The sequence below is a fragment of the Methanoregula sp. genome (assembly GCF_002835825.1).
GTDB lineage: Archaea > Halobacteriota > Methanomicrobia > Methanomicrobiales > Methanospirillaceae > Methanoregula.
In genome coordinates this window covers 1-5,239 of record NZ_PIZH01000146.1, presented here as the reverse complement: position 1 = coordinate 5,239, position 5,239 = coordinate 1, and the positions used below count along the sequence as shown (strand labels likewise).

The 5,239-nt window shown below is 51.9% G+C and carries 4 protein-coding genes; all 4 read left to right on the top strand.

The genetic code is table 11. The features are described from left to right. The coding region (locus CW742_RS06615) for a hypothetical protein (RefSeq protein ID WP_292418164.1) at positions 1-1,680 on the top strand (1,680 nt) is incomplete at its 5' end. Between the two features lie 96 nt (positions 1,681-1,776). Beyond that, a complete protein-coding gene (locus CW742_RS06610; protein ID WP_292418162.1) occupies positions 1,777-2,748 on the top strand; it encodes an EF-Tu/IF-2/RF-3 family GTPase in 972 nt (323 codons plus the stop codon). A 304-nt stretch (positions 2,749-3,052) separates the two neighbouring features. Further along, the gene (locus tag CW742_RS06605) at positions 3,053-3,622 is read left to right on the top strand and encodes a LemA family protein (RefSeq protein ID WP_292418159.1); all 570 of its coding nucleotides are present in this window, start codon (positions 3,053-3,055) and stop codon (positions 3,620-3,622) included. 13 nt (positions 3,623-3,635) lie between these two features. Further along, positions 3,636-5,239: DUF2207 domain-containing protein (locus CW742_RS06600; RefSeq protein ID WP_292418156.1), on the top strand; the 1,604-nt coding region annotated here is incomplete at its 3' end.

The window sequence follows — 5,239 nt, the reverse complement described above, 5'->3', positions numbered from 1 at the left end:
CTTTTTGTCTTCTTCCTCTATTATCTCCTCCAAAAGGAGTTGCGAAAATCGACAATTATTGCCCTTATTGCATCAGCCCTCCTCTTTTTGATGATTAGTTCAATTAAACTCATCCCGACTATTGCAGATCTTTCCTATATCGGAAGAATAGACCTAATCAATCCATTGGGGGATGGCGGCTCACTGCTCAATAATTTTGGCTCTCTGATTTTTGGCATTCCGATTGATTCAGTCTTTGGCTGGTACGAATCCGCAGTATTAATCGGGATAATTCCTGTGCTCCTTGCCATTGTCGCAATCATATGGGGAAGGAGAGATATTGTTGTTCCCTCGTTCTATGCAATAGTTTTCTCTCTTATCTGGGCTGATGGAGGGAGAATTCTGCTCTCTTTTATTCACCTTCTACCTGTTCTCAATAATTTCCGGTGTGCTGGCAGGATACTGGGAGTAATTGCACCGATTATCCTTCTTTTGGCACTTTATGGGTTCTATATCCTTGTTCAGAAAATCAGGGATGGTGAATCTTTTATCCCCAACTCTCAGCAAAAAAGGGATATTACAATCGGTGTTGCGATTCTTGTATGTATTGTGGTGTTGGAGCTACCTTGGTTTTTTGTCCCATCGTTTGAAGCAGCCCTAGCTGGGGTGTTGGTGTTTAGTTTCATTCTGATGATCTATGCCGGCAAGGCAAACACCAGAACTCTGCAGCTGTTTTTTTTGGTCGCGTTACTTATCAACGCTGTATTACTTGCGCTGAAACCCGATTTCTTCGGAAATGCGGTAGTGGTGAGGGCAGCAGTCGTTGTAATTATCCTGGGAGTACTGTTTGCCTTCAACCGCGGAATTTTCAGACTAGCACAGCTGAAATCAAACCCTGTCAGGATCTGGGAGATACTGGTACTGCTGAGTATTCTGCTTTTGATCTGTGGGACAACGTCAGTTTTTAAAGGATCTGATCCAGAACTAAGCAAGAGCCCGGCTATTGGTATCATTGACAAGTTGAATGAGTACCCTGCCATAAATCCGCAAATCTGGGTATTTGAAACGGGATGGCCAGTATTGCACGTCGACTTTACGTATCACCTGGTAATGAACGGATACCATCCTGTACGGGCATTCTACAGTTTTGTCCCTGAATATGCGCCACCTGCGGCGATAAAAATCGGCGAAACAACGTACTATCTTGCAGATTACTTTGTTGATACCGGCTACCTGGAGAATGGAGATCTGAATCTTCCCGAGTCTACCTTCACGGTCAATAATTTATCGGTATTCAAACCGGATCATATTCTTTCCAACGCTTTTGTTATCAGGGATGATACGCTGGTTCCCTCGAAGATTGAGAAATTTTCACCGGATGAAATTATTGTCTCGGGGCAGTTCCGGCGGGGAGATATTGCCATCCTGAAAAGTGCATTTTACCCGGGATGGAAGGTGAACAATCACGATGCCGTAATGATAAATAACATGCCCGGGAGCCAACTTACAACAGATACGTCAACTGTCACGTTTCAGTACGATCCCCTGGCTTTCAAAGCAGGATTATTCCTGACAATCATGGGGATTCTTTCATTGGGCATCGTTTTTTTCAAACGAAAAGGTATTGAACAGTATTTGACCCGCCTCAACCAGAAATCTCCGGTGGTAAAAAAGCCTAGCCGGAAGCGAAAATCCTCCTGATCCCCCTTTTTTTGATTATCCTATCGTTGCCAGTGTTGGAATAACCGTGGATCCGGATAAACACTCATATCCCATCAGAGACAATCCTTATCCCGTATGTCCAACCTCACCGTCGCCGTCCTCGCCCCCCCCGATTACGCAAAAGATCTGGGAAAGAAGGGGACAGCAAGCGACATCACCTTCTATAACCTCAAGAAAGGCGATGCAACGGTCACGTTCATCGAACCGACCCGGTATCCCGAGAAACTCTCCTCTCTCTTCTACACCGTCTCGATGTCGGATCGCATCATCCTCGTGGTTGACGAGATCAATGCAGCGTTTGGCGAATGCGTGCTGATGCTCCAGTCCGCTAATAAATCAACTGGCTGGCTGATCCTGAAGAACTATATCTCGCCCGACCAGATCGCCCCGCTTATCAAGGGCACGGTACTTGAACACTACGAGATCCTTGAAGAGGATATGGTCGGCATCCGGGAGAAGATGCTTGAGATTTCGGTGAAACAGACCGCCCACCAGAAGAGCCATGAGGGTGCCGGAAAAGGCATCGTGCCGGTGGATGCCCATTTCAATGTCAAGGGCGTTGGCGTTGTTGTCCTCGGTTCGGTTGCCCAGGGCAGCATCAAAAAGCACGACATGCTTCGTGTTCTCCCCATTGGAAAGACCGCCCAGATCCGTTCAATCCAGAAGCACGACGATGATGCCGACTCCGCGGTTCCCGGCGATCGCGTGGGACTGGCCTTAAAGAATATCGAGTCCGAGGATCTCGATCGCGGCTTTGTGCTGACCACGGATCCGGCCGTACAGCATGCCGGCACGGTTACCGGTAAGGCCCAGCTGGTGAAGTACTGGCCAGCCCCGCTCAAAGAGGGCATGGTGCTCTATGCCGGCCACTGGATGCAGTTCCTTCCCACCCGGCTGGAGAAGTCCGTTGTCGAAGGCGACTGGCGGATGCCGACCCTGACCCTCACGATGGAGAAGGACCTTGTCTACATCCCGGGCGCCCGGGTCGTCCTCCATTATCTGGAAGGCGGCAAGCTAAGGGTCGTTGGCTCGATGATAGTTCAATAATATTCCCTTTTCTTGAAAACTTTGGAAAACGATGTATAATTGTTTAATCGATCCGGATCGGTTTTTCGATTCGACAGGTCTGCGACCTTGAGGATGAGAAGAAATCACAGGGTTTCTTCGAATCGCGATCCTTGTCGCGATCGTTATCACGCTGGAATTTTTCAGTGAATCCGGTTGAAACCCAGCCTCCCGTTTCCCGCGAGTCCGAGCCGGTAATTTTCTGACGTTCACGATACCAGTATCGCTTCCTGCCGGTGGCCAATTACCTTATCACTCAAAACGATCATCAGTACAAGCGAGAACAATGCTGGAAGGAATCATTGGCTGGATTATCCCGGGCATCATTGTCCTGGTCGTCATCGGACTCATCCTCTGGATTGTGAGCATCTACAACCGGTTTGTCAGCCTGAAGAACTCGTCCGAGGCAACACTCGGCCAGATCCGGGTTGCCATGAAGAAGCGGCTCGACATGATCGACCAGCTCCTCGGTGCGGTCAAGAGCTATGCGAAGTTCGAGAAGGAGACACTCGAACGCGTCACCGCAATGCGGGCAAGTGTTGCCACCGCAGGTCCCGGCGACCTGAACAAGGTCGAGGCCGAGTCCCGCTCCATCTTCGGGCGGCTCCTCGCGGTTGCCGAGAACTATCCCGATCTCAAGACATCGACTACCGTGACAAGTCTCATGGACTCGGTCAAGGAACTGGAAGACGAGATCGCCCGACAGCGCTACACCTTCAACAACATCTCGCAGGAGTTCAACACCATGGTGGACACCATCCCCTCGAACTTCGTTGCAAAACTGATGCACCTCACAAAGCTCGAGTACCTCCAGTTCGAGGAAGCCATCAAGACCCCGCCGAAGATCGAGTTCTGACCGGGTAATTCCTGTGAGAGAGACACGACAACTGGGGCTTGTTGTCGGGGCAGGGCTTGCCCTTGGCATCATCGCCCTCATCTTCGTATTCATCCTCCCCCCGCTCTTTGAGGGAGACCTCTCCGTCACCTCCTACGAAGCAGTGCTTTCCGGAGACGGGACGCTCTCCGAGCAGTACCTGTACAACGTTGGTAGCAGCGGGGAGTACCGCATGCTCTACCGTATATGGGAGGCTCCGCTCACGCTCAAGAGCGAGAGCATGGAACCGTTTATCCGCTTCGTGGGTATGGAACCTGCCTCGGGGATGACCGGGTATATCCGGGACTCTGATGGAAGGGTGACCCTGTACGGGCAATCTGCCAGCGAGTCATCCCGGAGCCGGCTGGAGGGTCTCGCAGAGTACAACGAAGTCGGGCTCTACAATCCTTCGTACTTCACTGCCGGTGAGTATCCTGCACGGTATTCGTACGTTCTGCATCCCCCGATGGAGTATGATGCGTCTGCAACACACCTCAACCTGAAACTGGCCGGCACAACACACATCCTGTACCGCAACGTGAAAGTCACGGTCCCGGCAACCGGGATCGATGCGGTATATGCCTATCCCCCCTCCCTCCAGGTTCGGAAAGCAGATGATACCTATGTCATTACCGGATGCCTTGCAGCAGACGAGATCCTGGCAGTCGAGATGCTCGGCACACAAGAGGCCTTCAGTAAGATCCCGGGATTCAGGTCGGAAATCCCCAACGTGAAAGAGAGTACCGCCTCGGGGGCATTCTGGTACAACCTCCAGTACTATGCCTCATGGCTGCTGAACGCTCTCGGTATGGTTGCCGTCATCCTTGTCCCCCTCCTGATGGTCGTACTATACCACAGGTACGGCAGGGAAAAGGAGTTCACGGTGCCTGCTTATCTGAGTGTAATGCCGCAGACGAATCTGAAGCCCTGGCAGGTGAACCTTCTCTTTAAAAAAGATGCCATGGACTTTGACCAGGACGGGTACTACGCAACCCTCCTCGATCTCCACCGGAGGAAGAACATCGCTATTACGGAAACCGACGGGGGCAAAGGAATCCAGATCCGCGTCCTGACCGAGAGTGGCACGGATACGTACGAGCAGCGCGTCATTGCGTTTCTGAACACCCTTGCCGAAGATGGCGTTGTAGACACGAAGCGGATTGCAGGGCTGACAAAGCTTGCGGAAACGCAGCGCAGCGCCGAGGAGACTGCGCTCCGGTACCAGCGCTCCCTTTCCGATGTGACCCATCGGGTGGATACCTTGCTTTCCGGTGAGTACATCGTGGACGGCAGGGACCACATAGTCCCTCTTCTCCTCGGGGCGTTCGTCATGCTCGGGATAACCATTATCCTCCTCCTTGTCACGCCCATGCTGTCATATGTCCTCCTGCCTGCCCTTGCCCTCTGGATTGTGGTCGTGGTCCAGGCAGCGATCGCTTTTGCTGCCCCGTCAACGCTCTTCGGGCACTGGAAGGATGACCACTACAAAGATAAGCTCGAATGGGATGCCTTTACCCGGTTCCTCTCCAACATGGCAATGATCCAGAAGTACGCTCCCGCAGACCTCCCGATGTGGGGCGAGTGGCTCGTGTATGGTAC

What these genes read in the sequence shown, in the direction of transcription:
- CW742_RS06610 (WP_292418162.1), top strand. Translation starts at nt 1,777, where the DNA reads ATGTCCAACCTCACCGTCGCCGTCCTCGCCCCCCCCGATTACGCAAAA.
- CW742_RS06605 (WP_292418159.1), top strand. Translation starts at nt 3,053, where the DNA reads ATGCTGGAAGGAATCATTGGCTGGATTATCCCGGGCATCATTGTCCTG.